Genomic DNA, 26,548 nt, shown 5'->3' with positions numbered 1-26,548 from the left:
ACCGCTCTTATTTGAGCGGTTTTTATATCGTTATATATCCGAATTCTGTTATTTCTGATTCGAATTATTAGCCGGAGCGTTGTTGGTAGGTATCTTAATACCTAATTTCTGTGCTACAGCCAGAGTAATATCATCTCCGGGAGGTGCTACGATCAGCGCATCTGGGCTCAATACATAAGCATACCCTTTTTCTTTAGCCACGGCGTTTATAGCATCCATCACTTTTTTGTTTAAAGGCTGCATTAATTGAGCTTGCTTAATTTGGTTCATTTGGCCAGCAATCTGGGGCCAGTTTTGTAATTGCATAGACAGATCAGCCAAATCTTTTTCCAGAAGATTCTTTACGGAAGCAGCAGTTTTTGTGTCGCGGTAAATACTGTCTTTTTCTTTGTACTCAGAAGACAATTGTTCGAATCTTGGTCCAATAGAGTCATTCTGATATTTCTGAAGCTCTTGCTGTACCTGCTGAATCTCCGGAAGAGAGAATACCAGGCCTTCTGCATCAACATAACCAATTTTCTGCGCATTGGCGCCGAACACACTTGCAACAACCAATCCTAATGTCAGTGCAAGAAATTTTACTTGTTTCATTTAGTATACTTTTTAATTTTCTAAACTCTGGACAGAACACATCTATACAACGCGTAAGTTAGCTGTACATTGCAGTTCTATCACTTTTGTGTTAATAATAGTTTTTTTAAAATTTTAATTTTAAAATTATTTACGCCGTAGTTCTTTAAGCAGTTCGTCGCTTTTATCCAACTTTGGGTCGGCAAATATAATGGATTTGCCTTCACTTTTATCCAAAATTAAATCGTAACCATTGGCTGCTGCAAGTCTTTTTACAGCTTCGTTGAGTTTTTTCTGCAAAGGCTCCATGAGTTCTAGGCGTTTTTGGAATAAATCGCCCTCAAAACCAAAGCGTTTTTTCTGCAAATCTCGCAACTCCTTTTCTTTGTTAAATAATTCCTCTTCCCTCTTTTTCCTAAGCTCGGTACTCATCATGTCTTCTTCTGCATCGTAAGCCTTATACATTCTGTCCAGTTCTGCTTGTTTGGCATCAATTTCCTTTTGCCAAGTTGCGGCCTGTTCTTCTATCTTCTGCTGCACTTCTTTGTACTCGGGCATCTTTTCAAAAATATAGCGCGTATCAATAATAGCATATCTCTGTGCCGAACTGTATTGTACAGCCAAAAGCGATACCACTAATACAAGTAAAATTCTTTTCATCGTTTTATATTTTAAAACATTCGCTCAGACAGATACGACTGAACTTTTAGGATTTAGTTCAATAAAATTGTCCTTTATTTGACGGCATAAGCCATACCAAAGTTGCTTATCCTTAGAAAGTCTTTCTTTAACAAAGAACCGTAAAATAAAGATTATTCCGGCTCAAAGCCCAGCATGAAGGTAAATTTACCGGAGTCTTTCAAGCCACCGCCAGGTCTCAGTCTGTCTAATCCGACACCGTAGTCAAATCCTAACAGACCAAACATAGGCAGATAGAAACGCATACCCAAACCTACGCTCCTGCGCAACTTGAACGGGTTATAATCCTTGTAATCCCTCCAACCGTTAGCAGCTTCGAAAAAGGCAAGTCCAAAAATCGTACTGCTGGGATTAATCACTAAAGGATAACGAAGTTCTGCCTGATATTTGTTAAATATCGTGAATAGATTATTAAAATCACCGGTATTGGCATTATCGGGGTTAATAGTAGGATCAGAAGTAGCAAAAATCGGATAACCTCTTAGCGCTACTACATCAAATCCGGTAAGTGAGTAGGTATTTTGCAAACCGGCATCACCCAACTGGAAACGTTCGAACGGAGAGTAGCCCATCTTGGAGTTGTAGCGCCCCATGAAACCGTACTTGGCAGCAAACTTCAGCACAAACTGTCTGTCCTTATTTTCCCCTTTAGGACGCCCCAATGGTACATACCAAGTGGAGCTGAAACGCCACTTATGGTATTCCACATTTTTATATTGATCTTCACTGGTTGGCGTCTTCCATAAAGAGTAAGGCGGGGTTGCTTGCACACTCGCCATAATATCGCTACCACTGCGAGGGAAGATAGGATCCGATACTGAGTTGCGTTGTACCGCAATTTTAAAGCTCAGGTTGTTGGAAATACCTGTATTGAACGGCAATCCATATACATCCCCCATATTTTTTACATTATATCGGGTAAGTGCTGCGGTATAAGTGATGTAGAAATAGTCATCGGGCCATCTCAGCTGTTTACCCAATCCAATGGAAAATCCGTTTACAGTAAGCGATTTGTTTCTGTCGTACTCGTATCTTCCTGTAGTATAATAATTCGAGAAATCGATATTGTAGAATTTACTGTTGTTGTAAGACAGTATCAGTGAGTTTCTCTTCTTACCGCCTAACCAGGGTTCAGTAAAGGCAAAGTTGTACGAACGATAGGCACGTCCGTTAGACTGCACACGAATACTTAATTTTTGTCCATCACCTACAGGTAGCGGATCCCATGCCTCTTTTTTCCAAATATTTCTGATAGAAAAGTTATTGAAGGTTACCCCCAAAGTTCCGGTAAGGCCGATACCTCCACCCCATCCGGCAGAAAGCTCAAGCTGGTCAGAAGATTTTTCTTTAAGATTCCAGTTGATATCTACTGTTCCGTCGCTTTGGTTAGGCACCGGCTGCGGGTTGATGGACTCTTGTTCGAAATAATTCAGTGCATTCAATTCTCTGATGGTACGCATTAGTGCAGTCTGGCTGTACAGATCGCCCGGATAAATACGCATCTCTCTGCGAATTACATGCTCTTTAGTACGATCGTTACCACGAATGTTAATGTTCTTGATGCGGGCTTGAGGCCCTTCCACAATTCTAATTTCGTGGTCGATGGTATCGTTATAGATTTTTGTTTCAACAGGTATGATGGACACGAACAAATATCCTCTATCGCGATAAGCCGTGGCGATATCCTGAACATCCTGGCTCGGCTCCAGCCCCAGCGCCTTATTAAGTACGCTAGCATCGTAAATATCACCTTTGTGAATATTGAGGATCTGATTCAGCAGAGTATCGCTATACACAGAGTTACCTTTCCAAACAACATCACCGAAATAATACTGGCGCCCTTCTTTCACCTTAATATCCACATACATCTTGTTGTTCTGAATTACTTGGGTATCGGCAAGAATCTGAGCATCTCTGTATCCTTTAGAGTTGAAGTATTTTAATACTTTTTCCTTATCCTCTACGTATTTTTTCTGATTGAATTTGGAAGAAGAGAAGAATTTAAACCGGAAATAAGGATCCAATACTTCCAAAGTTTTACTTCCTGAAAGGAATCCCCACTCTTTAGAATATTCATGAAGTCCGTAGTGTTTTTTAGGACCATAGCTGCTTACATATTGCGAAGGGAACAGCGTCATTTTCGTCATTTCTTTAGTTCCCTTCATTTGCTTTTTCAGCTTAATGCTGCGCACATTTTCGTTTCCGAAAAAGTTGATCTCATCAATCTTAACTCTTTTGCCTCTGTCAATTTTTATGGTAAGTGCATTGGAATTTCTGAATACCGGGTCGGGTCTTTCAATCAGATCTACTTTTACACCATAAAACCCTTTTTCTTCATAGAAACCTTTTGTAACATCGATAATATTACGGCGGGTATTTTCAGAGAGGATGGTAGTTTGTTTAGCAATCCCTGTTTTTTTAATCAGCTCTTCCTGCTCACTTTTCTTGGCTCCTTCAAATTTAAAATCGCCCAAACGTGGCATTTCCCGTACGGCCACTTCCAAGTCCACCTGATCGCCGATGACACGGGTAAGATAAATCTGTATATCGGACACCAGTTTTTGCCTCCACAAATTCTGAATAGCTCTGGCGAAAAGATCGGTGCCTGGATAAGTAAAAGTTTGTCCCTTATGTAAACCGGCTACAGATAATAAAATAGAGGAGTCAAGATAAGTAGCACCGGTAACAGTAACGTTCCGTATGGTATATTCCTTGGGCGTATGCGAAGAGAGCCATTGTTCCAGCTGAGGATCAACAGGGGATACGGGTACCGTATCGTTTTGAGCAAAAACAAAGTTTACCGTGGTTATTAAAATAATCGAAACACAAAACCTGAATAAAAAAAAACGCATATGGGGTTTAAATATCGGTAATCAATTTAAGTTTTTGCAAAAGCAGGAAGTTAATAAAACTCACAATACCATCCCACATTTTTCCTCTTGCGGCGGCAAATTAAAGGGAAAAATTGGAAAACCTTGTTAAAATAATACCTTCGCCATACCTCCACAACACGGAATGGGATCTTTTCTATTGCCCACACAGTTTATTGTTCCTGAATTTGTTTTGAAGTTTTTCCAAATCTGCGTTCCCTTATCTGATAGTTCAGCAGGGCCTCATAAAGATTTTTCTTCCGAAACTCGGGCCAACGCACATTCGTAAAATACAATTCGGAATAGGCCAGCTGATACAATAAAAAGTTACTAATCCGGTATTCTCCACTGGTGCGAATCATCAGCTCAGGATCGGGAAACTCACTGGTGCACAAGTACTTCTGAAACACTTCCTGATTTATATTCGCTGCTTGCAGCTTATTATTTTCTACATCGCAGGCTATTTGCTTTACAGCATTTAAAATTTCCCATCTACCACTATAACTTAGCGCCATAATCAGGTTCAACCCCGTATTGCTGGCTGTCAGATTTAAAGCCTCTTGTAACTCTTTCTGCGCATGGGGCGGTAGCATGGTTAAATCGCCTATCACATGCAGTTTTATATTATTTTTATGAAGTGTAACGATTTCCTTCCTGATAGTGGCCACCAGTAGCTCCATCAAACCAGACACTTCATATTCAGGACGCTCCCAGTTTTCCGTACTAAACGCATACAATGTAAGATATTGAATACCGATCTCTGCACAGCCCTCCACTATATCCCTAACGCTTTCCACGCCATGATAGTGGCCGTACAGGCGATCTTCCCCCTGCTCTTCTGCCCAACGGCCATTACCATCCATAATAATGGCAATATGCCGGGGTAGCTTTGAGCGATCTATCTTACTTAGTAGTGCGTCCATACAAAACGGCGACAAAAGTAATTAATAATTAATATAGACAAAGTTTAAAATAAATATCAATATTTTGCTGGTTGAGAGGCGGCCCTAACAGCCTTGCTGATAAAACTACGCAAACTTTCGTTGCTAGTTCTTAAATCTTCTTTCCGAAGATACATCATATGTCCGCTACGATATCCTTCCCAAAACATCCTGTCTTTTAATTTTCCGGAAGGATCCATTTGCCACATATTGTATTTTGCATTGAAATAATCACAGGCACCATCATAATAGCCTGATTGAACCAGTAAATGTAAATAAGGATTTATTGCCATGGCCTTTCGCAGATTTTCTCCGGTCTGATTGTTTTTATTATCCCAAGGCCACACGTTTCCAAACATATTATAAGTAAGGTCCGTCTTGTAATTAAGCTGGTTCCTCAAATACATATTAATGGGAGGGGTAAAAGCATGCAGCCATGCTGTGAGCTCCGCATTAAAGTCGGGACTTTCGCCTGCTACGCGCTTATCGATGCCTTTATAGCGAGAGTCGAGACGCCCAACCGTAAAACCTTCGTCTCTCAGTAGTTCTTTCCAGAATAAATTCGTGCTGATGGAAAGATTATTTTGCAGAATGGTTTTCTCCGAAAGTCCCGAATATCGCGCCATCTTAGCTGCAAGACTTTGCTTCACTCCCGACTCCAAAAATCCGCCTCTATGCATAGCAGGCAGTAATTCGTTCAGTGTGAAATTTTCTACCTCGGGTAATACCTCTATCAGATCTTTTTGCAACAAATCTGCAGGCAGCTTTTTATGGTACCAAGCCGTGGCTGCATAATAGGGCAAGCGTAATGCACTGGCAGTAACGGAACCTCGCTCTATTCCGAGATCGGTAGGAGAAACCTGAATTACCCCGTTTAGATACATCCAATAGTTGTCCTGTAACTCTAAGGCCAATCCCGAAACACGGGTAGTTCCATAACTTTCCCCAATCAAAAATTTGGGGGAGGCCCAGCGGTTGTACCGCGTCACAAATGTATTAATCCATCCTGCCAGATATTTGATATCGGCATTAATGCCAAAAAATTTTTCTTTGGGTACATCTTTGCGGGTGACCCTAGAATAACCGGTATTAACAGGATCTACATACACAATATCCGTAACATCTAGTATGGAATATGGGTTTTCCTTAAAACCGTATGGCTGTACAGGATACCCTTCATCATCTATATTCAGCAATACAGGACCGGTGTAACCAATGTGCATCCATACAGATGCGGAACCCGGGCCACCGTTAAAAGAAATAGTTATGGGGCGGGTGCTTTTATCTTTGATATCGGTACGTTCGTAATAAACAAAGAACAAACCGGCAATGGTTTTACCATCTTCATCCCAAACAGGCATTGTTCCTGCCACAGCTTTATAGGGGATCACTTTGCCATTAATTGTTGCTGTATGATGTGTGACTACAGTAGCATCGGGATCAAACCTCAAATCGCTGGATGCTCCTTTTTTATCATTATCAGAAGATATCTGATTGCCATTGGGGAATTGTGCCCAACCTGCACAGACAAATAAGGCTGTTGCGACCATACTTAAAAAAATGCTTTTCATCATAATAATACTATGCACTGATTATAACCGGTTCAAAAAGTAATATAAATTATGAAAATGATCCACATGATCCGGAGCTGAATTACCAGCAAAGCCCATCACCGTACAATTACCTTTAGAGGCTTCACTTATCTGTTGCATGCCGCCGGGGCCCCATTTCAATACAGGTCTAATTTCAATATGCAACTGACGTAATAAATAATTAGCAGCTTCGGTGGTACTTACAAAAGTACCGGGAAAGATTTCGGAATGGGTAAATAAAAATTTCTTCCCGGAATGAAGATTTGCTGCTTCGGCGGCAAATTGCACAAAGGGACGCAAACTTATGGAGTCGATCGAGCCACCTTCAGCAAGCACTTTACGTTCGGGAATATAACTAGCGTGCAAGCCATCCAGCAACAGTACGGCATGAACTTTATTAAAAAGCCGCTCTTCCTGTAAAATACTTCTAATGGCTCCGTAACCCGCACTAAAGCCGCTCAATAACAGCCTTTGTCTTTGAAATAGATGGCCATAATGTTTCGAGAGGGCCGTTACGATAGCTCTCTCCAGTTGTTCAAGCAAGGCTGCATTTTTGAACTCATTAGCATACACACCCGATCCTGAGCCCAAATTGATTACGGCTGCAACTACGTTGCCTTTGTATTGCTCTGCTGCGTAGGCTACAACATAAGGCAAGCCATGAAAGTGAATTAACAGGTCTGCCGAAGAAGTTTGCTGCAACTTCTTCGGCACATATACCGTAACCGGCTTGGATAAAATGCTGTCTAGCGTAATTACGGTTCCTGTTGTTATATCGAAAGTAATGCGGTCGTGTTTACGCACCTCTTCCTTCATGGGAGAAGGATATTGAGCCATAGGAGGCGCACTTTGTCCTGCACAGCATGCATAAGCTATGATGCAAATCGCCATGAGCGTGTATTTTGATAAAGCACGCATAGCTTTAACTGTTGTTAGAGGGACAAAATTTATGATTAATCGAAATTTATTTTAACACGCCTAACTCTTTACCCACTTTTGTAAAAGCCGCAATAGCCTTGTCCAGATGCTCCTGTTCATGCGCGGCACTCAGTTGCACGCGAATGCGCGCCTGCCCTTTAGGCACTACGGGATAAAAGAAGCCGATCACATATACTCCTTCATTAAGCAATTGGTCGGCAAACTTAGCTGCCAGCACTGCATCATAAAGCATAATGGGCACAATAGGGTGGTCGCCGGGCTTAATGTCGAAACCGGCCTGGGTCATTTTTTCACGGAAATACTTGGTATTATACTCTAACTTATCACGCAAATGTGTAGAAGCCGAAAGCATGTCCAGCACAGCAATCGATGCACCCACAATTGCCGGGGCCAGAGTGTTACTAAACAAATATGGACGTGATTTCTGCCGAAGCATATCGATAATTTCCTTACGCCCCGAAGTAAATCCTCCGGATGCCCCTCCCAGTGCTTTACCAAGTGTGCCTGTAATAATATCTATTTTCCCCATCACACCACGATACTCATGCGTACCACGACCAGTTTTGCCTAGAAATCCGGAAGAGTGACTTTCATCCACCATAATCACTGCATCGTATTTCTCAGCCAGCTCAACGATTTTATCCAACTGTGCAATGGTTCCATCCATACTGAAAGAACCGTCCGTAACAATAATGCGACTACGACAACCTGCAGCTTCTCGCAATTTGGCCTCGAGATCGGCCATATTGTTGTGCTCATAACGGAAGCGTTGTGCTTTACACAGTCTTACCCCATCGATAATACTCGCATGGTTTAATGCATCGGAAATGATGGCATCCTGATCATTGAACAATGGCTCAAACACACCGCCATTGGCATCAAAAGCAGCTGCATAAAGAATGGTATCTTCTGTTCCCAAGAACTCGGACAATTTTCGCTCCAGCTCTTTATGAATATCCTGTGTACCGCAGATAAAGCGTACACTACTCATGCCATATCCTCGTGAATCGATTGTGGCATGGGCTGCTTTTATAACATCGGGATGAGAAGATAAGCCCAAGTAGTTATTCGCGCAGAAATTGAGTACTTTTCTTCCGTTTACTTCAATCTCTGCTCCCTGCGGACCGGTAATGATACGTTCCGTCTTATATAAGCCGGAAGCTTTAATTTCTTCCAGCTCATTAGCGATGCGTTGTACAAATTTTTCGTTCATATAGTATGGAATAAATAATGACTTTTGCGAAGTTATGTTTTATGTGAGTATAATAATTATTTACCGCTGATACCTAAAACACTCTATGGCTTTCTGGCTACCACAGCTTTTGTAATACTGGCATTACCAAACTTATTTTTAATATCATCTACCGCTTTGTACAAATTGAGCTTACTATCCTGATTGTTAAACAAATTCATCTGCATGCCATTACTCGCCAGCTGACTCAACCGCACTCCTACCAATCGCAGGGGGCGCCCTTTTTGATAAAACTTGTTAAAAATTTCCTTTGCCTTTTCAATCAATTCATCGTCTAGAGAAGTGTAAGGAATCGTTTCCTGCCTAGTAATGGTTTCAAAATCGCTATACCGGATTTTCACGGCAATGCATCCGGTAAGTTTTTCTTCCTGTCTGAGGTCGTAGGCACATTTCTCCGTAAGTCGCACCAATTGAGTATGCAAAAAGTCAATATTGGTTTGATTTTCATGAAAAGTGGTTTCATGGCTGATGCTTTTCTGCTCCCATTCGGTTTCCAATGGGCTGTTGTCGATGCCATTGGCTTTATACCATAGGCTACGGCCCCATTTACCTAATTGCTGCTCCAATACTTCAATAGGTGTGTGTGCAATGTCCTTTATAGTATGTAAGCCCATTGCGCGCAGACGCGGTTCGGTTTGTTTGCCTACACCGTTGATTTTTTCTATCCCCAATGGCCATAAAAATTCTTTTTCCTTACCATGGGGTACTTCGAGAAAGCCATTGGGTTTGGCCTCGTTAGTGGCAATTTTACTGATAAATTTAGAAGAAGCAAGGCCGCAAGAAATAGGCAGGCCTGTTTTTTCAATAATTTCTTCTCTCAATTTACGGGTGTATTCGCTGACGTTGAAAAATCGATCCATTCCCGTTAGATCGCAGTAAAACTCATCTATAGAGGCCTTCTGAAACAAAGGAACTCGCGACGCAATAATTTCCGTAACAATATTGGAATAATGCTGATAGTACTGAGGATTGCCTTTCAACACTATAGCCTGTGGACACAGCTTGAGGGCACGCGCCATGGGCATTGCCGAATGTACCCCATATTTTCTCGCCTCATAACTACAAGTAGAAACTACGCCACGGTTGACAGAACCGCCAACAATTACCGGCTTCCCTTTCAGTGCGGGTTGGAGCAATAACTCCACCGAAACGAAAAAAGAATCCAGATCAAAATGGGCAATATAGGGTTTCGGTGCACTCAAGGTGGCAAAATTAGGTGTAAAAATCGGTGTAGCGCTATACCTATTGCAGACCTTATTATCTCTCCTATAGCAATTATTTACGATTGCGGATATATTTTTTCAGCATCACCATCTGACCTAGATGATAGTGCACATGTTCTACCTGGCCTTGAAAAGTTTTGTAAGCACTTGACTTCCCAGGCAATATAGGAGCAAACAATCCGCTATCATCATATCCTTCGATTACCGTGGCTAGTTCTTCGGCCGAATAAAGATTATCGCGCTTCAGTGCTTCCCACTCGGCTTCACTATTGATGGTAACTTTCATTCCGTTGTCCTTAGCAATGGGAGGATTAGAGTTACGGCCACGCATAGTTAGAATACGGTTCCAGTACGTAATATGATGTAGCAGCATGGCAATACTATTGGGAGAGAAGGGGGTAATGCTGCAGGCTTCTACCCAGCTGACGTCTTTTAAAACCTCGGCAATACTTACTTCTGTCCAATTACCACCACGATGCACATCAATTAAATGCTGTGCAATGTGTTGTTTGATATTCATAACAGAAAGATAAGCATCTTTAGGATAAATAAATGTCCAGTAGACCCTCAGGCAGGCTTACATACACTTTTTGGGCTTTATTATCTACCTTAATAAGGGTTTCTTCGTGTAAAGGAATCAATACTTCCTTACCATTGATTTCAAGACGACACAAAACCTGGTGGGGCTGTTCGATAATTTCTTGTATGGCACCTAGCTCTTCATCGTCGTTAATGATAGTGTAATGTAATAAACTAATGGGGGCGTTTTTAGCCGTATGCGCTCGAAAATCGGCCTCGGTAAGCCATACTTCTTTTTGTACCAGAGGGCGTGCGGCTTCCATAGTATTGATACCTTCCAGCTTGATGTAAGATTCCGAATCGGTTTTTACCTTGCTGGATTCGAGAAACCAGGGAATGAAACTTCCGGTTTTATCTTTGATAAAAACCGCTTTTAATCCTTTTAGTGTAGTTTTTTTACCTAGCACATGCTTCAGCACTAGAAATCCCTGTAAGCCATGTGTGGCTGCAAATCTACCTATACTTATGTAGCCGTTTACATTTTCAGTAGCCATACTGACACGTAAATATTTTACAAATAGCTTATTATCAGATTAATATTAGTATAAGGCAGTGCCTCTGATGATTTTAATAAAAAAGGCGGCCGGGAATACCGTTACCGCCTTAATGTCTTTGCTTCATAAGCATCTACTAAGCCTCTCCACCTTCAGCATTTTCTTCAGGGGCAGGAGTTTCTGCTTTGGCCTCAGACACTTTACGTGGAGCTGCGCTAGCTGCTGCTTTACGTTTAGCTTTTCTTTCTTCGATAGCTTTTTGCTGGCGTTTTTTGATAAGCTCTTCGTGTTCAGCACTCCAAGTTGTGAATTTTTGCATCGCTACGTTTTCATCAAAGAGGCCTAGCTTTACGCCGCGCAATAGGTGCTTTAAGTACAATACACCTTTAAAGCTCAGAATACGGCGAACAGTATCGGTTGGTTTAGCACCTTTGTTCAACCATTCTAAAGCTTTCTGACGGTCCAGTTCGATTGTAGCTGGGATGGTCAAAGGATTGTAGGTTCCAATTTTTTGGATGAATTTACCATCACGTGGGCTCCTTGCATCAGCAACTACAATGAAGTAAAAGGGCCTTTTTTTTGAGCCGTGTCTTTGCAATCTGATCTTTGCTGCCATTTTAAATAGAAATTTAAGGCGTTAAATAATAATTGTTTGCTTCCCTTACTATACATAAATGTACACGGGGGCTCAAAGGTATATAAACTTTTATGTTTTTTCAATAATGGAAAAATAAAAAATACACAAAAATTATTATTTTTTTAATATGGAAATGTAGCCTAAAGAGCCACCCATTTAAATATTATAAAAATACAACAATTGTAAATCGCAACTATTCTACTTCCTCATCTTCGGTTATTTCCTCCAAATGGCTATACAAATAGTTGTCCTTCACAAAATTGCACCAGTGACAATCGCTCTTCCCACAACCTTTGTAGAAATCTTTGTTCTGAATTCGCTCCCACACAGTTTTTATCTGGCCTTTTACAATATCCACATCCTCCGGTGATATAACAATCTTCAGCTTCTTAAATTCATCTTTTGTGTTGGGCTCGATGAAATCAAACTCGGTACTTACTACTCTCCAATCCTTGAGCTCGTAATTGTCCAATAAGATTTTATAAAAGACTGCCTGTCTCCAGTAATCACCTCCATCAGGGTTTTTCTCATCGGGAGGGTTGGTTTTGACTTTGGCATTATCGGGATTACCGGTTTTGTAATCCACCACATTTACATTCTTTCCGTCAAATTCCAACTTGTCGATTTTACCTTTTAACGGAATACCCTCTACAACCACCCCTTTTACATTCAGCTCCAGTACCACTACCTTATTCCATTCTTGTACATATTTTTCATAGTAGGCGGGTAAAATAATAGAGCCTTGTTCCATTCTTCTTTCGAAAGCCTCTCTGGTAAAACTTTCCCGATGCCGCTCCATATACCACTTGAAATCACCCAAAACGACTTCTATAGTAGGGAAAGCTTTATTTGGATCCTCTTTCATTCTTTTAAACAACCGCTCTAGGGCAAAATGTACAGCGCTACCGAATTCCGTAGCCTCATTCTTACCAGCAGGAATGCGCAAAAGATTTTGATAATAAAACTTCAAAGGACAACTAAGATAGGCGTTCAATGCCGTTACGTTCATCGCAAAGCGAGATAGCAAGCCGTCCACAAAATCATCTTCCAAACTATCCAATACCGGCTGCGAAGCGGCAAATAACAAATGCTGGAAAGTGAGCATCTGGTCATTACTGAATTGTGGTTTCTGAATTTCCAAAGGATGGGCGTCCTGTATTTCGGCGATAAACATAGATGGCTCCAATTCCCTGCCACCCTTATCCAATCTTGCATAAGAGATGTATAAATATTTCTCGGCTCGTGTAAGCGCAACATAAAATACACGTCGCAACTCTTCGGCTTCCTTTTCATCACCCACAGATGTAAACACATTGGGTGGGAGCTTGAAGTCTTGATTTCTTTTTCTTTTCTCTTCCCAGATAGAAGCATTACAACCGGCCAAGAAAACATACTCAAACTCCAGGCCCTTACTACCATGTGCCGTAAGCAGGTTGACGCCTTTATCGCTTCCGGTGACCTGCATCATGGGCAATGGTAGGTTTTCTTTCTGCATAATATCTATCAGTTCGACCAAACCGCTCAAACTCATATCAGGATTGCGGCGGTTTTCTTCCTTCACAAAATCATAAAAAGCCGTCAAGTATTGCATCAGCTCTATCTTCCGTTCGCTATTCATGATGTATTGCAAAACACCCGCATCACGAATGATTTTATCAAGCAATTGCTGAATGGTACTATTACTTACATCAGCAATCAGCTGCTCAAAAACTTCGGAACACTGACGCAGACTTTCGTTGAATGCTTCATCAAATAAAGTAGCTGCAGGTGTATTTGCTCTTTGATATAAGAGCTGACGCAATGAAATAAGCTCACCGCTAAACTTTCTTTGATTTACCTCCACATTCAGTTTGGCTATTTCTATAGGCGGATTTTTATAAAAATCGAAGTGTAGGATTTCAAATAGCAATTCATCGCCACTAAAAGGAATGTGATGCTCTGCATCTAGGTAGTAAAGAATATCCAGAACCTTTCTTATAAATGGCTCTTTAAGTAGATTAATACTACGCTTGGTATAATAAGGTATGCCTTTGTGCCGGAAATAATTCGCCAATTCCTCACCGTACTTATTCTCTCGATAAATCACGGCAATGCGGCCTGGCTCTACGCCTTGCTGTATCAGTGCCTCTATCTTGAATACAATGCCTGCCATTTCATCGGCCTGAGTATTGTACTCCAGAATTTCGGGATAATGTTGTAGGTGATTAATGGATTTATTGGCGGCAACCAAATCTTTACTAAGACCGGGCAATTGATTTACCAGCCGCTCAGTATTTTTTTCAATAATGGTTTTGGAAATATCCAGTATGGGTTGTGTGCTTCGATAGTTATTGGTAAGTACAATAGTTTTTAAATCGTGTACATACTGATTGGCAAAATCCAGCATGTTTTCCACGTTCGCTCCTTGAAAGCGGTAAATACTCTGGTCATCATCCCCTACTACAAATATGTTGGGGGAGTCCCAATACTCAATCAGTAGCTGTACTATTTTATTTTGCGAACCGCTTGTATCCTGAAACTCATCTACCAGTATATACTGATAGCGCTCCTGATAATCGGCCAGCAGGTTTTTATTTTCTGAGAAGGCGGTGATTACCCAGCCGATCATATCATCAAAGTCGTAACGCTTGCGTTGTGCTAAAATTTGCTGATAGTTGTCAAACTCATTTACTGCCGCACGCAGCTTTTCCATTTTTTCCACTTCGGCATAATATTGAGGTCTTAGATCCCCCTTTTTATGCTTTCCTCGATTTTGCTTATAAATATATTTTTCGTCATTAGGTAATGATACCAGATATTCATCAATTTTTTGAGAAAGAAACGCCGTTGTCCACCCCTCACGCTTCATCGCAGAAAAGAGATTACTCAACTTATTGGCTTCATAATATACATCACCTCTGTAGCGTTTCAAAGGATGATCTTTGGGGAATTGATCTATCAATTGTCTTAAGCACTCCACGCGTTCCAGATCCGAAATCGGATCGAGGGTATTTTTTTCAAAATAATCCAGATTATCCTGTATAACATCGTTACAGAAGGCGTGGAACGTGTAAATATTAATTTTATACGCATCGGCACCGATAAACTGCTGTAACCTTTTTCGCATGGCCACTACACCGGCATCGGTATATGTAAGACATAATATGTTTTGAGGCAGTGCATCGGTTTCTAGGAGAATTTTTCCGATACGGGCTGCCAGTATCTGCGTTTTACCGGTTCCGGGTCCGGCAATTACCATCACAGGACCTTCGAGCGTATTCACAGCATCGCGCTGCTGCTCATTGAGGTTACGATAGATTTCAATAAACTTTTGTTCCAGTTTTTGTTTTAATACCGACATACCAGCAAGTTAATTGAAAAGATGCAAAAACAGGCCATGCTACCTACCCTCTCAGCGAAGGATACACATAGCTATAAACGGAGCTGTACAGATTGTTAACTAAACAATGAAGTGAGGATGCCAGCAATGAATGCCATCGAGAAAAATATGGCCACTGTAAACATGATCACTCCCCATATTCTAAAATATCCAGCCAAGCTATATAACGCTTTAACCAGCTGGGTGCGATCGTTATGTTTAAAGGAGTTTTTTGTAAGAAAAGAAAAACGATATAAAAAATAAAAGGCCAGCATACTTATAATTAATGATATAAATACCGACATGGACGAAGCGCTGTTGACAACCTGCGAAGCCGCATTATCCTCAAGCCCCTCTTCGCCCGCCGTAACCGGAGCTGGAGGAGAGGTTAAAAAAGCAATAACGCCTGTAATGGTTGCTAGTAAAGAAACAATGGCGGATATACCCGCTACCTTAGCAGTGGTTAAAATACTGTCTCCTAAAGGTGCCTGACGCGTTTCGTTCAACGGTTCCATCTGCTATATTGAGCTTAATAAGTTTGTAAGATTAATCAACAACTGAACCAGACTTAAAATAGCTGTCGCTATAAAAAATTTTTTCAGGAAATGGAAGCCCTGAGCCAATACAACACTGTTGCGCTCTTTTACTCCCTGAGTCAATAGGTGTGCTGCCTTATACAGATAATACAGGATTAACGCCGTTATAAAAAACAGCATAAAGAATCCTGTAACCAAAGCACCATAAATACCGTCTGTCTTTATAGGGAGTGCTGCAGCCAGCTGCCGCAAAATTTGAGCACCACTGGTCAGCATTACCACTACAATAAAAGTACCTATTGCAAATCCCACCGAGGTAATCAGCTTTACCCACCTACTGATTTGCAATACAGCAGAGCTCTCTTCTTCTAGGGGTTCCTGTTCTAAAATGTTATCGGATTGTTCTTGTTGTTCCATGCTTATAATATGGCCTGCGAAGATACTGCTATTTACCAGTTTTTAAACAGAGGCCTGTGAAATAACAAGTAATTATTGGGATAGTTCTGCAATTACCGGAGATATAGAATCGGTTTGACTAAGATTAATCCATTTCATACCCTGTTGTTTTTTAAACCAGGTCATCTGGCGCTTGGCATAACGTCGGGTATTTTGCTTGATTAAAGCCACAGCCTCATCGAGAGAGCATTTATTGTCGAAATAGTCAAAAAGTTCCTTATAACCTACAGTGTGCAGTGCATTTAAATGTCTATATGGATAGAGTTCCCGCGCTTCGGCTTCCAAACCTGCCGCCATCATCACATCTACTCTTTGATTGATACGCTCATAGAGTTCTTCGCGAGGACGTTCCAAACCAATCTGATAGATATTAAAATTACGGGGTATCCTGCCCGTGTTTCTGTAACTAATGATTGATCTACCGGTAGCTAATACTACTTCAAGAGCTCGCATCATGCGCTGCGGATTCTTCATCTCTCCTTCTTTTACAAACCAAGGATCGAGCTGTTGTAACTGCTCCTGCAACCAGCCTATACCATGAGTTTCATAATGGCTGATGACGTGCTGACGGATATGGTTCTCCACCGGCGGAATGAGATCCAGTCCCTCTACAAGAGCCTTAATATACAGTCCGGTTCCTCCGGTAACCACTACCGTATTATACTGCTGAAACAACTTTTTAAGCAGTTCCAACGCATAGGTTTCGTACCATGCCGCACTAATATCGTCGTGTATGCTGTGCGAGGCTATAAAAAAATGAGGTACTTGCGCCAGCTCTTCCGGGGTTGGCCTTGCCACACCTATATTGAGTTCCTTAAAACACTGCCGGCTATCTGCAGAAAGAATGACTGTATTAAAATATCGGGCCACTTCAATAGCGTAGGTAGTTTTACCTACGGCGGTAGGTCCGGCTATTACAATAATCGATTTTTGATGATGCAATTCCTTTTTTATATCAATGGTCTGATGTCTTTAACAATTATTAATCTTCATCTTGATAATCATCGCTAGCATCTTCAAAACCATAATCTTCACCCTCTTCATCCTTTTCGTTAAACCCCTCGGCACCGCGCACCAGATCGTACTTCTCCTCAATATCCGCAAACCTGTCTCCTAGCAACCCTTTTGTACCATACTGCTTGGGCCCGATACCTTCCGAACGTACAACAGCGGGATAGTCCAAGCGGCTATCTTCGTCCTTCGCCACATTAATCAATTCTATCAGAAACCCCCATTGCTTATGAAAATCATAGGTATAGGTAAATTTCTGATTAGTATTACGTACTTCGGATCCAATAGTAGTCTCGGCCATCAAAAGGGGTTCGGCCTTATATGGTTTGTCGTATTTTTCCAGCGTTATTTCCCGTCCTTGTTGCCAGTTATCATTACTCCTGTAAAAGGTTGCCTGATGTTTGTTGTCAAACTCATACGCCTTCAATATGGCATGATGCAGATCCAAAAAGGTCTGCGTATGCTTAATTACCACATCCCTATAAATGCTCTCGTCTTCCTCAAAATATACCCTGAATTTAAAAACTGCCATATGCCGAAGGTACAAAGTTTCTGTAAAAGTAAATAAGAGTGCCTTCAATTTAAAATATCGTATGCGTTACTCCTCTTTGCTATAATACCCTAAAAAACAATGTGATTACAAACACCTTTCTTCATTGTCAAATAACTTCTTGTAGGTTGATCAGAAAAGTCTGTAGCGCATCGATTGTTTTAAACGAAAAGAGGATAAATCAGTTTAGAAAGATATCCTGATCAGATAAATATTCGTCTTCTAAAGGTGGTAATTTTTTAATGAAACTATTATTGAGCGATACTACGGAGGAAGCCGAGTAAAGTCCGATATACTTATTACTGTAAGTATAGTCGATTAAAGTAAGCTTTACCAATCCATCAATAACGAGTTCGATATAATTACCGTAGCGAATAAGTTTGAAATGGTACGTGTATTTGGGATTAATGGTAAAAACATTATCCTGTAACACTTTAAACTTAAAGTTGGAGCGGATATCCGCATCGTTGAACCCCCAAGCACGTAGTTCCACATGGCCGTTGATTACATCAAAAGCAAAATAGTATCCCGATCCTTCCTCATCCATGTCGGTTACCAATCCCAGTTTTCCCATTCCTTCCACCGATATCACACCTTCCCAAATAAAATCGTCTGCAGGTTTTTCAAACACAAATATTTCGTATCCGCTTCGAGAGCCCATCACCCAACGGTTATCTTCCTTGATAAAAGTAGCAGTAGGATTATTAAATAATTGTTTAACTGTAGAGAACTGATTTTGCTGTACCGCGTCATACGCCACCTCTTCCCAGTGATCGAAACTCTTCAATAAAAGCCTTCCCCTATCATCGGTGTCCAATTGCTTGGGAGGAAGAAACACCCGATAAGAATTAATCATGCCCGATGTATAGAAAAACGAATAAATCAACAATTTTCCGTTTTTGCTTTCTACTACCCGAGCGGCATAGTTCCCTTGCGGTAGCAAAACATTAGAATGAAAGGCATGATACTCCCCCAATATATCGCTACTGAACCAGTAACGTACTTTTACATCTTCTCTTATGGATGCAATAATATAGTGGCGCCCGTTCAACTGAAAGATACAGGGACACTCCAGATCGTCATACACCATTGGAAAATGTAGGGGCGGCAAATAAGTAACCTTGTTTTCATGATACTGCAATAGACCGATACATCCTCGGCGCGATATAGGCCCATGCGATACTCGGGCACATACCAGAAAATAAGTCTGATTGTTATAATCGAAACGAAACGGATCTCTAAAACTCAACCACTTACGAGGATTGTTTTCTACACTTTCATAATAAGGACCCTTGGACTCGATGGGGAATACCCCTTCATTCTTTTTTTCCCAATGATATAAATCCTTAGAAAACGCCCTACCTATTAAGGAATTCGTTCCCCGGAGCTTTCGCTGCAACCCGGTATAATACATTTCAAATCCATCGGCGGTTTTATATACATGCATCGTCCACAGCATATCATCATCCCATTCACCGGGATCGCCTACAAATAGCGCATTTTTTACACGCTTCCAGGATATACAATCTTTGGAAACGGCATGCGCGATGTAATCATGATTGGGAATAATGAGATGAAAAAGATGATAGACGCCGTTGTGCAGTATAATAGTTACATCGCCTATTTCCCAGTCACTAAAACCAGAACCGGAATAAAAACGTCTTTGGATTTGCTGCATTTCCGATAAAAATACTTATATTCCACCTATCCTCAAACACTTATCCGTAGATATGAAAGAGTATTATATACAATTATTTAGCCCTCACGGACTTATCCGCTATAAGAACCCAGAGATTGGTAGAGACAAAGACACAGGTGGGCAAGTGAAATATGTTTTAGAATTATTGGAAGCTTTATCACAGCATCCTCAAGTTAGAAAAGTAGATTTATTCACCCGCCGAATTTCCGATAGACGCGTCTCCACATCGTATAGTCAGCCTATTGAAATTGTAAATGAAAAAGCAAGAATAATAAGGATCGAATGCGGAGGCAGCACTTATAAGGAAAAAGAGCAACTCTGGGATCATCTGGATGAATTTATTAACAACACTATTCGCTTTAATGAAGAAGAAGATGATTTTCCGGATATATTGCACGGGCATTATGCCGATGGCAATTACATAGCTTGCGAACTTAGCAAGATATTCTCACTGCCCTTTATTGCAACGGGACACTCATTAGGCCGCAACAAGAAAAACATTCTCCTCAGTCAAGGATGGACGGAAAAGAAAATCAATGACAAGTTCAATATGGAAAAAAGAATCAGGGTGGAGGAGAATATTCTGGAACAAGCCGACATGATTATCACCAGTACCCAACATGAAATCAACACCCAGTATAAGGACTATCATAATAAACATAAGGCTACATTTAAAGTCAATCCCCCTGGTATCAACACCGATGTTTTCTACCCTTATTACCGCCTGGAAATGCCCTCATTTACTATGACCATCGAGCAAGAACAGGCATTACACAGAATTAATTCTGAAATTGAACGTTTTCTTTTTAATGCAGAGAAGCCTCTTATTCTATCCATTGGCCGTGCCGATAAGCGAAAAAATTTTGAATCGCTAATTACCAGCTATGGGCAAGATAAAGAATTACAAGCCATGGCCAATCTAGCCATTTTTGCGGGTGTTCGAAAAGATATTACGGAAATGCCGGATGATGAAAAAGAAATACTGACCAATCTGCTACTGCTGATGGATAAGTATGACTTATACGGAAAGATGGCTTTACCAAAGAAAAATGATCCTAGCAGAGAGGTTCCCGAAATTTATCGCATAGCAGCACGTAAGAAAGGTGTGTTTGTAAATGCTACTCCCGGAGAAAACTTTGGACTCACAATAATCGAAGCAGCTGCTTGTGGTTTACCTATTGTAGCCTCACCCACCGGTGGTCCTAAGGAAATTGTAGAATCGGCACAAAACGGTATTCTGGTGGATGTAGAAGATACCGAAGCTATCGCACATGCTATTAAAAAAATTATTGCCGATGAAACACTCTGGGAGCAATACTCAGCAAACGGTGTGAAAGCCGGAGCCGAGGATTATACCTGGAAAAAACACGCCGAACGGTATATTGCCGCTATCGATGAAATTTTTGCCCATAAGGCTGAAAAGTTCCAGTCTCAATCATCCTTTGGTAAAAAACTCTCTTCGGCCGAAGTTTTTTTCATCAGTGATCTGGATGGCACCTTAATTGAAGGAGACCGTAGCGAAGGCCTTGCTGAACTGATGCAATGGATACAAGAACATCGCGTGGCATTTGGCATCTCGAGTGGTAGAAATAAACATCTTCTCAAACAGGCACTGGCAAAACATCCACTACTGAAACCCGATATTATAATATGCTCTGCGGGTACAGAGCTTTATTATACTACTGAATTTATACCCGATCGTGGATGGGAGAAACATATTAATCATCAATGGAAACGAGAAGCTATTGTACAAACACTAGCTTCACTCCCTTACTTGCAAATGCAGGAGGAAGATGCACAGTGGCCTTATAAGATCAGCTACTATGTGTCGAACGATTTTGGCGATGACGAGCTGGCGCATATCAATAAGCTCTTGGATGATAGAAAACTTCATGCAAAGATTCTGCTTACCGATAACCGATTTTTAGACATCATACCTCGTCGTGCAGGAAAAGGTAATGCAGTCCGTTATCTCAGCTACAAATGGAAATTGCCGGTAGAACAGTTCTTTACAGCCGGTAATGGTGGCAATGATCTGGATATGTTACAGGGAAGAGTTAAAGGAATTGTAGCAGCAGATTACAGCAAAGAACTGGAGATTCTCAGGAACAAAAAAACCGTATACTTTGCCCAACAACCATTGGCAAAAGGTTTATTGGAAGGTATTATTTTTTATTCCAAGCCATCAGAAAAACAAAAAGAAAACACTTCCGAAAAAAAAGCAGATTCCAGAAAATAGGAATCTGCTTTTTTAATACTCCCGGTAACTTTTACAAGTAATATGCTACATCTATTTCGCCCAATTCACTTTAGCAGTCTTTACATCTCTTGAATTTCCGCCAATCATGATCTCAAATTCGCCGGGCTCCCAATCATATTTTAATTCGCTGTTATAAAATTTTAAATCCTCAGTAGTGATGTTAAAAGTTACTGTTTGGGTTTCTCCTGCCTTCAGCATGATTTTCTGAAACCCTTTCAACTCTTTAACCGGACGGGTAACAGATCCTACTAGATCGCGTATATACAATTGCACAACTTCTGCACCGTCGTATTTTCCTGTGTTGGAGATGGTAATACTTGCTTTTAAAGTTTGATTACCTTTCAAAGAAGTACTACTTAACTGTACATCACCATAAGAGAATGTAGTGTAACTAAGTCCATACCCGAAAGAATACAATGGATCATTATTTACATCAATATAATTGCTGCGGAATTTTTGAAACCACTGACCTTCGGCAAGCGGGCGACCGGTATTTTTATGTGCATAATAAATAGGAATCTGTCCCACATTCTGAGGGAAAGTCATGGTAAGCTTCCCTGAAGGGTTCACATCTCCAAACAAAACATCGGCAATGGCCGTACCGGCTTCAGTTCCTCCAAACCACACATTAAGAATTGCGGGTACATTTTTGTCTTCCCAAGTAAGCGTTAACGGACGTCCTGTAAATAATACCAGTACCACGGGTTTGCCAGTAGCTACCAGTTTTTTCAATAACTTCTTTTGTGTATCAGGAATATTCAAATCGGTACGGCTACTGCTTTCTCCGCTAAACTCGGCAGATTCGCCCATAGCGGCGATAATTACATCGGCTTTAGCAGCAATCTCCAATGCCTCCTTTGCCAGTTCATCCTCACTACGTGCATCGCGATTTAATCCTTTACCAAACATTGTAGCTCTTTCTTCCAAAGCCGGATCGGCAGTGAGGTTACTACCTTTGGCATATAAAATCGTTGCTTTATCTCCTAACACCTGTTTTAATCCAGCCAGTACAGATACAGACTTTTCATGCTGTGCGGCTACACTCCAAGTGCCAGTCATATTATTGGCAGCATCGGCCAGCGGCCCCACCAGTGCAATAGTGCCCGACTTTTTAAGTGGTAATGTATTATTAGCATTTTTCAGCAGAACGAAACTTTGTGCAGCAATCTGCCTAGCTATTTTACGATGCTCGGCTGTAAAGATTTCGGTTTTAGCACGATTTTCATCGCAATATTTATAAGGGTCTTTGAACAATCCTAGTTTGTATTTTGCTTCCAGCACGCGACGGCAGGCTGCATCAATCTCCGCAAGGGTTATTTTGTTTTCTTGTAAGGATTTCTTCAATGTTTTCAGAAAACCCTCTCCCACCATATCCATATCAATTCCTGCTTTTAACGCTAATGCCGATACGGTTTGCAAATCTCCTAAACCATGATCGATCATTTCATTAATACCGGTGTAATCAGTTACTACAAAACCTTTAAAGCCCCATTGCTTGCGAAGCACATCCGTTAGCAACCATTTATTAGCAGTTGCCGGAATTCCATCTACTTCATTAAAGGAAGCCATTACGCTTCCTACCCCTGCATCCACTGCTGCTTTATAAGGTGGAAAATACTCGTTATACATACGGATGCGGCTCATATCTACCGTATTATAATCACGACCGGCTTCGCCTGCGCCATAAAGGGCATAATGTTTTACACAAGCTAGAATGTTGTTTCGGGCTTTTAAATCGCCCTGATAACCTTTTACCATGGCTTTGGCAATCATGGAGCCCAGATAAGGGTCCTCACCATTACCTTCAGAAACTCTTCCCCAACGAGGATCGCGCGAGATATCTACCATTGGGCTAAAAGTCCATGCGATACCATCTGCACTGGCCTCGATGGCCGCAATACGTGCTGACTGCTCAATGGCTTTCAAATCCCAGGTGCAGGACAATCCTAAAGGAATGGGAAATACGGTTTCATAACCATGGATTACATCCATACCAAATAGCAACGGTATTTTCATACGACTTTCCTCTACCGCTACCCTTTGTATAGCCTTAATTTTATCCACCCCCTTAATATTAAATAGTCCGCCCACCAGTCCTTTTTTTACGCTGATACCAATATCAGAATTGGTAGCGGTACCGGTAGTAAACTCTCCGGCACTAGGAAGGTTAAGCTGCCCTATTTTTTCATCCAGCGTCATTTTGCTCATTAACGCAGTAATAAAACGATGCATCTCTGCATCGTGCTGTTGCTGAGCAAATCCGGTTTGTAATAATAAAATGACAAATGTTATAACGAATGTGATATTTTTTTTCATAGAGTGCAACTTTTCGCGAATCCATCAAATATTGTAACGAATGCTATCGGGCAGGTTTTTTCAAATAAGGTTTGATAGCCTTTTGCCAAATAGCATACCCTTTTGCGTTCATATGTAAATTATCTTCGACAAATATGTCTTTCATGATGCTGCCATCTTTATTAAACATTAAGGGATAGACATCAATAAATGCTGCGTTTTTATCTTTTGCCAGTAATTGCTTAATTCTTTTATTGGCTTCAGAAAACTTGGGTAGCAAATGTTCCCTACTAGGGCTTGGTTTCATAGCCACATAAGCTAAAGGAACAGTAGGATATTTGCTTCTGATAAGCTTATATAATGTATTAAAACGTTCCATTACTTCATCCACTGAAGGATTATCTTTTGCCGCAAAATCATTTTCACCACAGTAAATAACTATCTGACGTGGATTATACGGATAGATGACTTCATATCGGTAGCGAATCAAATCTACCAGACGGGATCCTCCAAAGGCCCTGTTCAAAATTTTATAACCTGGGAAATAGTCATTCACATCTTTCCATTTGGTAAAAGAAGAACTACCTATAAACAAAATCTGATTGGATTCGGGAAAGGCAATGCTATCTTGCTGTTTAAATTTCTGTACATCTTTCCAATATGGAAAAGGCTGTTGTGCTACTGCGTTGTGTGCAAAAAAAATCAGTACAAAGAATACAATCCAGTTAAGTTTTTTCATACTTTATATTTTAATCAAATTATCCTCTTTATATATTAATATGCTTTCAAAAAATAATCCATTAAGGATTAATCCACCTTAATCACTTTGCTTCGCTCACTTACACCGTTCTCATTAACAGCTTGAATACTGAAGTAGTAAGTTCTTTTGGCATCCATTGCTTTCATCCAGTACTCATTATTACTATGCACCATAATACTCGTATAAAGTTTATCAGGATGCGTGCCATAAAAAATATTATAGGCATAAGCATTGTCTACAGGCTTCCATTTAATGAAAGCACTTCGCTTATCTTTTTCAGTTCTTAATACGACGAAGTCTTGAACTGAATCGGGACGCGCCCCATTGCCATGGCCAAATACCCTGAATCCACTCAATGCAAATTTACCTGTAGGCATGTAAATATTCTCAATTTTTATATAACGAGCCTGCACAGGTTTTTCGAGTTGCACATAATCATGAGGAACATCCTTTTTATTATTGCTCTTGTCTACTAGGAGATTCCACCTCTTTCCGTCAATCGAATAGAATAGTTTATACTGATGATACTGGTCGGTTCTTTTACCCAACCTGTCATCATCCACATCCTGATCTGCATAATTAATCTGAATAGCATATACAGTGGATATATTTCCTAAATCTGACTGAAACCACTCTCCCTTATTTCCCGTCTTAGCACTCCAGTAAGTTTTGATTAACTCATCCACAGCATTATTGGGTACATATGCACCAAGTGTAGACGAAGCCTGAACGGGTTTGTTATAATTTAGGAGCATCCACCCAGTAAAGTAAGGAGACAAACCATCTTTTCCATATTCGCTTTTTATATCGGGAGATGGAATGTAATGAGGGTAATCACCAAAGGTAGTATTGCACCACATCACATCATCTTCATCAAATCCCGTAGGCCATATTCCTATTCTGCGTTCAAAAGTATTTTTAACAGAGATTACTGTAGTTGCAACATGCCAGTATTGATTATAATTATCCTGAAAAGTAGCACCATGTCCTGCTCCTCTTACAAATCCACCTAGCTTAATACTTAGCGGATCGCTCTGTGCTTCAAACGGACCTAATGGACCATTTCCCGCCAGCAATCCATCCGCATAACCGCTGAATTCCGTACCCGGTGCACCGTATTGCAAATAATATTTATCCTTATACTTAGTCATATGGGTTCCTTCGATGAAAGGATCGAGAAAAGTATTATCCATATGCTCTCCGAAACGTTGCCATCCATAACGCCAAGATTCCAAGAAATATAGCTCTTTTCTGGCTCCTTGTGGTTTTAATGTTTTTCTATCTAGTTCAACGCCATAAATAGGGTACACATTACTGCTTCCGTTGTACATGTAGAGTCGTCCGTCGTCGTCGGTAAAGAAAGCAGGGTCCCAACCTCCGATATCAAAGGAATCCACCAGCGGCTTCCATTCATTGCCCTTAGGATTTGTGCTCATCCATATGGTAAAATCTCTAGTATAGGTGGAGCCCATTACAATCATGGTATCGCCAATAATACCCACAGCAGGTGCGCACAGATCGTCATAAGTTTTATTCCAAGGTCTTAAAAAACTTCTGGAAATAAAGTTCCAGTTCAGCATATCACTGCTCCACCAATAACCCCATTGATTAGTGCTAAATAAATAATAATCCCCTTTATAATTTACGATAACTGGATCCGCTGTAGTACGATGTCTTCCCCAAGTACTGAAGTTTGGAATAGGTGTATATCCGTAATCAATGTTGATCGGATTACAATATGTCTGCCTTTGGGCTACAACTTCAGCACATGAAAAAAAGCACGTCAAACTCATTATCAACAATATTCCATATTTTTTCATAACCATC

21 protein-coding genes are annotated in these 26,548 nt (G+C 40.8%); 1 reads left to right on the top strand and 20 read right to left on the bottom strand.

All coding sequences use genetic code 11. From position 1 onward, the window contains the following. Positions 1-48 precede the first annotated feature (48 nt). The 17 genes from V2H41_RS00580 to V2H41_RS00500 all read right to left on the bottom strand — a co-directional run bounded on the left by V2H41_RS00580 (position 49) and on the right by V2H41_RS00500 (position 19,385). A complete protein-coding gene (locus V2H41_RS00580; RefSeq protein WP_330973163.1) occupies positions 49-591 on the bottom strand; it encodes an OmpH/Skp family outer membrane protein in 543 nt (180 codons plus the stop codon). Between the two features lie 126 nt (positions 592-717). Further along, positions 718-1,230 carry an OmpH/Skp family outer membrane protein gene (locus V2H41_RS00575; protein ID WP_330973162.1) on the bottom strand — a complete coding sequence of 171 codons (513 nt, stop codon included), beginning with the start codon at positions 1,228-1,230 and terminating at the stop codon, positions 718-720. A gap of 152 nt (positions 1,231-1,382) precedes the next feature. Next, complete coding sequence (locus V2H41_RS00570) at positions 1,383-4,121, bottom strand: BamA/OMP85 family outer membrane protein (RefSeq protein WP_330973161.1); 2,739 nt, start codon at positions 4,119-4,121, stop codon at positions 1,383-1,385. A gap of 191 nt (positions 4,122-4,312) precedes the next feature. After that, entirely contained in the window at positions 4,313-5,062 is a 750-nt protein-coding gene (locus V2H41_RS00565) for an isoprenyl transferase (protein ID WP_330973160.1), read from the bottom strand. A gap of 56 nt (positions 5,063-5,118) precedes the next feature. Continuing rightward, the gene (locus V2H41_RS00560; protein WP_330973159.1) at positions 5,119-6,654 is read right to left on the bottom strand and encodes a S10 family peptidase; all 1,536 of its coding nucleotides are present in this window, start codon (positions 6,652-6,654) and stop codon (positions 5,119-5,121) included. Positions 6,655-6,672: 18 nt separating this feature from the next. After that, positions 6,673-7,563: a hypothetical protein gene (locus V2H41_RS00555; protein ID WP_330973158.1), complete on the bottom strand. Its 891-nt coding sequence runs from the start codon at positions 7,561-7,563 to the stop codon at positions 6,673-6,675. Between the two features lie 73 nt (positions 7,564-7,636). Continuing rightward, complete coding sequence (kbl, locus tag V2H41_RS00550) at positions 7,637-8,824, bottom strand: glycine C-acetyltransferase (protein WP_330973157.1); 1,188 nt, start codon at positions 8,822-8,824, stop codon at positions 7,637-7,639. An 83-nt stretch (positions 8,825-8,907) separates the two neighbouring features. Next, positions 8,908-10,065 carry a DNA polymerase IV gene (gene dinB, locus V2H41_RS00545; protein ID WP_330973156.1) on the bottom strand — a complete coding sequence of 386 codons (1,158 nt, stop codon included), beginning with the start codon at positions 10,063-10,065 and terminating at the stop codon, positions 8,908-8,910. 73 nt (positions 10,066-10,138) lie between these two features. Further along, positions 10,139-10,606 carry a DinB family protein gene (locus V2H41_RS00540; protein ID WP_330973155.1) on the bottom strand — a complete coding sequence of 156 codons (468 nt, stop codon included), beginning with the start codon at positions 10,604-10,606 and terminating at the stop codon, positions 10,139-10,141. A gap of 19 nt (positions 10,607-10,625) precedes the next feature. Then, positions 10,626-11,159, bottom strand: a complete 534-nt coding sequence (gene rimM, locus V2H41_RS00535) for a ribosome maturation factor RimM (RefSeq protein WP_330973154.1) — start codon at positions 11,157-11,159, stop codon at positions 10,626-10,628. A gap of 136 nt (positions 11,160-11,295) precedes the next feature. Beyond that, positions 11,296-11,775, bottom strand: coding sequence for a 30S ribosomal protein S16 (gene rpsP / locus V2H41_RS14005; RefSeq protein ID WP_330973153.1), 480 nt, complete (start codon positions 11,773-11,775; stop codon positions 11,296-11,298). 214 nt (positions 11,776-11,989) lie between these two features. After that, positions 11,990-15,136: an ATP-dependent helicase gene (locus tag V2H41_RS00525; protein ID WP_330973152.1), complete on the bottom strand. Its 3,147-nt coding sequence runs from the start codon at positions 15,134-15,136 to the stop codon at positions 11,990-11,992. A gap of 95 nt (positions 15,137-15,231) precedes the next feature. Continuing rightward, positions 15,232-15,669, bottom strand: a complete 438-nt coding sequence (locus V2H41_RS00520; protein ID WP_330973151.1) for a hypothetical protein — start codon at positions 15,667-15,669, stop codon at positions 15,232-15,234. Between the two features lie 3 nt (positions 15,670-15,672). Beyond that, positions 15,673-16,107, bottom strand: coding sequence for a hypothetical protein (locus V2H41_RS00515; RefSeq protein WP_330973150.1), 435 nt, complete (start codon positions 16,105-16,107; stop codon positions 15,673-15,675). Positions 16,108-16,179: 72 nt separating this feature from the next. Then, positions 16,180-17,088, bottom strand: coding sequence for a tRNA (adenosine(37)-N6)-dimethylallyltransferase MiaA (gene miaA, locus V2H41_RS00510; RefSeq protein ID WP_330973149.1), 909 nt, complete (start codon positions 17,086-17,088; stop codon positions 16,180-16,182). Between the two features lie 40 nt (positions 17,089-17,128). Further along, a complete protein-coding gene (locus V2H41_RS00505) occupies positions 17,129-17,689 on the bottom strand; it encodes an IS1096 element passenger TnpR family protein (RefSeq protein ID WP_330973148.1) in 561 nt (186 codons plus the stop codon). A 199-nt stretch (positions 17,690-17,888) separates the two neighbouring features. Continuing rightward, positions 17,889-19,385 carry a glycoside hydrolase family protein gene (locus V2H41_RS00500; RefSeq protein WP_330973147.1) on the bottom strand — a complete coding sequence of 499 codons (1,497 nt, stop codon included), beginning with the start codon at positions 19,383-19,385 and terminating at the stop codon, positions 17,889-17,891. A 52-nt stretch (positions 19,386-19,437) separates the two neighbouring features. Here V2H41_RS00500 and V2H41_RS00495 point away from each other — a divergent pair, with 52 nt between their 5' ends. Further along, positions 19,438-21,645, top strand: coding sequence for an HAD-IIB family hydrolase (locus tag V2H41_RS00495; protein WP_330973146.1), 2,208 nt, complete (start codon positions 19,438-19,440; stop codon positions 21,643-21,645). 51 nt (positions 21,646-21,696) lie between these two features. Here the strand turns inward: V2H41_RS00495 and bglX are convergent, their stop codons facing one another. The 3 genes from bglX to V2H41_RS00480 form a co-directional block, all read right to left on the bottom strand. Then, the gene (gene bglX, locus V2H41_RS00490) at positions 21,697-23,982 is read right to left on the bottom strand and encodes a beta-glucosidase BglX (RefSeq protein ID WP_330973145.1); all 2,286 of its coding nucleotides are present in this window, start codon (positions 23,980-23,982) and stop codon (positions 21,697-21,699) included. A 43-nt stretch (positions 23,983-24,025) separates the two neighbouring features. Continuing rightward, on the bottom strand, positions 24,026-24,700 hold the full coding sequence (locus tag V2H41_RS00485; protein WP_330973144.1) for a GDSL-type esterase/lipase family protein: 675 nt from the start codon (positions 24,698-24,700) through the stop codon (positions 24,026-24,028). A gap of 68 nt (positions 24,701-24,768) precedes the next feature. After that, positions 24,769-26,541: a family 43 glycosylhydrolase gene (locus V2H41_RS00480; protein WP_330973143.1), complete on the bottom strand. Its 1,773-nt coding sequence runs from the start codon at positions 26,539-26,541 to the stop codon at positions 24,769-24,771. Between the last annotated feature and the right edge of the window lie 7 nt (positions 26,542-26,548).

Origin of the sequence: Niabella digestorum (assembly GCF_036409055.1) — a bacterium.
Classification (GTDB): domain Bacteria; phylum Bacteroidota; class Bacteroidia; order Chitinophagales; family Chitinophagaceae; genus Niabella; species Niabella composti.
The sequence above is the reverse complement of the archived record's forward strand: the minus strand, read 5'-3'. Positions and strand labels throughout refer to the sequence as shown.

Coding starts and splice junctions, on each gene's coding strand:
- V2H41_RS00570 (WP_330973161.1), bottom strand. CDS start 4,121: ATGCGTTTTTTTTTATTCAGGTTTTGTGTTTCGATTATTTTAATAACC.
- V2H41_RS00580 (WP_330973163.1), bottom strand. CDS start 591: ATGAAACAAGTAAAATTTCTTGCACTGACATTAGGATTGGTTGTTGCA.
- rpsP (WP_330973153.1), bottom strand. CDS start 11,775: ATGGCAGCAAAGATCAGATTGCAAAGACACGGCTCAAAAAAAAGGCCC.
- V2H41_RS00560 (WP_330973159.1), bottom strand. CDS start 6,654: ATGATGAAAAGCATTTTTTTAAGTATGGTCGCAACAGCCTTATTTGTC.
- V2H41_RS00480 (WP_330973143.1), bottom strand. CDS start 26,541: ATGAAAAAATATGGAATATTGTTGATAATGAGTTTGACGTGCTTTTTT.
- V2H41_RS00495 (WP_330973146.1), top strand. CDS start 19,438: ATGAAAGAGTATTATATACAATTATTTAGCCCTCACGGACTTATCCGC.
- V2H41_RS00485 (WP_330973144.1), bottom strand. CDS start 24,700: ATGAAAAAACTTAACTGGATTGTATTCTTTGTACTGATTTTTTTTGCA.
- V2H41_RS00540 (WP_330973155.1), bottom strand. CDS start 10,606: ATGAATATCAAACAACACATTGCACAGCATTTAATTGATGTGCATCGT.
- bglX (WP_330973145.1), bottom strand. CDS start 23,982: ATGAAAAAAAATATCACATTCGTTATAACATTTGTCATTTTATTATTA.
- V2H41_RS00520 (WP_330973151.1), bottom strand. CDS start 15,669: ATGGAACCGTTGAACGAAACGCGTCAGGCACCTTTAGGAGACAGTATT.
- V2H41_RS00515 (WP_330973150.1), bottom strand. CDS start 16,107: ATGGAACAACAAGAACAATCCGATAACATTTTAGAACAGGAACCCCTA.
- V2H41_RS00505 (WP_330973148.1), bottom strand. CDS start 17,689: ATGGCAGTTTTTAAATTCAGGGTATATTTTGAGGAAGACGAGAGCATT.
- kbl (WP_330973157.1), bottom strand. CDS start 8,824: ATGAACGAAAAATTTGTACAACGCATCGCTAATGAGCTGGAAGAAATT.
- V2H41_RS00500 (WP_330973147.1), bottom strand. CDS start 19,385: ATGCAGCAAATCCAAAGACGTTTTTATTCCGGTTCTGGTTTTAGTGAC.
- V2H41_RS00575 (WP_330973162.1), bottom strand. CDS start 1,230: ATGAAAAGAATTTTACTTGTATTAGTGGTATCGCTTTTGGCTGTACAA.
- V2H41_RS00555 (WP_330973158.1), bottom strand. CDS start 7,563: ATGGCGATTTGCATCATAGCTTATGCATGCTGTGCAGGACAAAGTGCG.
- V2H41_RS00525 (WP_330973152.1), bottom strand. CDS start 15,136: ATGTCGGTATTAAAACAAAAACTGGAACAAAAGTTTATTGAAATCTAT.
- V2H41_RS00565 (WP_330973160.1), bottom strand. CDS start 5,062: ATGGACGCACTACTAAGTAAGATAGATCGCTCAAAGCTACCCCGGCAT.
- rimM (WP_330973154.1), bottom strand. CDS start 11,159: ATGGCTACTGAAAATGTAAACGGCTACATAAGTATAGGTAGATTTGCA.